The 873-nt window shown below is 62.2% G+C and carries 1 pseudogene; it reads left to right on the top strand.

From position 1 onward, the window contains the following. Positions 1-18: 18 nt before the first annotated feature. Positions 19-873, top strand: a pseudogene (gene thiC / locus JCM12296_RS35250) (phosphomethylpyrimidine synthase ThiC); the annotation flags it as partial.

Raw genomic sequence — 873 nt, 5'->3', positions numbered from 1 at the left:
CTCAAGGCCGAGGCGATCATGGATCTCTCCTGTTACGGCAAGACCCGTGATTTCCGGCAGCGCCTGGTGGCCATGTCGCCGGCCATGATCGGCACCGTGCCGATCTACGACGCGGTCGGCTTTTATGAGAAGAACCTCAAGGATCTGACCGTGGATGAAATGTTCGACGTGATCGAGCGCCACTGCGAGGATGGGGTCGATTTTCTCACCATCATGCCGGGCTCAACCGCCAGGCCGCCGAGAAGATCAAAAGCCGCCGGCGCATCACCAACATCGTCTCCCGGGGGGGCAGCCTCATGTTCACCTGGATGCAGATGAATGACCGGGAAAATCCTTTTTATGAATACTTCGACCGCTTGCTGGAGATCTGCCAGCACTTTGACGTGAGCCTGAGCCTGGGCGACGGTTGCCGGCCGGGCTGTATCAACGATTCCACCGACGCCAGCCAGGTGGAGGAGTTGATCACCCTGGGCGAGCTGACCTTGCGGGCCTGGGAGAAGAACGTCCAGGTCATGATCGAGGGACCGGGTCACATGGCCATGGATGAAATCAAAGGCAACATGATGCTGGAAAAACGCCTTTGCCACGGCGCGCCCTTTTACGTTTTGGGCCCCATCGTCACCGACGTGGCACCGGGCTACGATCACATCACCAGCGCCATTGGCGGAGCCATCGCCGCGGCCAGCGGCGCCGACTTCCTCTGCTACGTCACGCCGGCCGAGCACCTGCGTCTGCCCGACCGGGAGGATATGAAGGACGGCATCATCGCCACGCGCATTGCCGCCCATGCCGCCGATATCGCCAAGGGCATTCCCGGCGCCGCGACTGGGACAATGCCATGTCCCGCGCCCGGGCGGCCCTGGACTGGGAGGC

It is taken from the genome of Desulfosarcina cetonica JCM 12296, from assembly GCF_001311845.1.
In the GTDB taxonomy this organism is placed as follows: domain Bacteria; phylum Desulfobacterota; class Desulfobacteria; order Desulfobacterales; family Desulfosarcinaceae; genus Desulfosarcina; species Desulfosarcina cetonica.
Note: the sequence above shows the minus strand (reverse complement) of the source record. Positions and strands in the feature narration are given on the sequence as shown.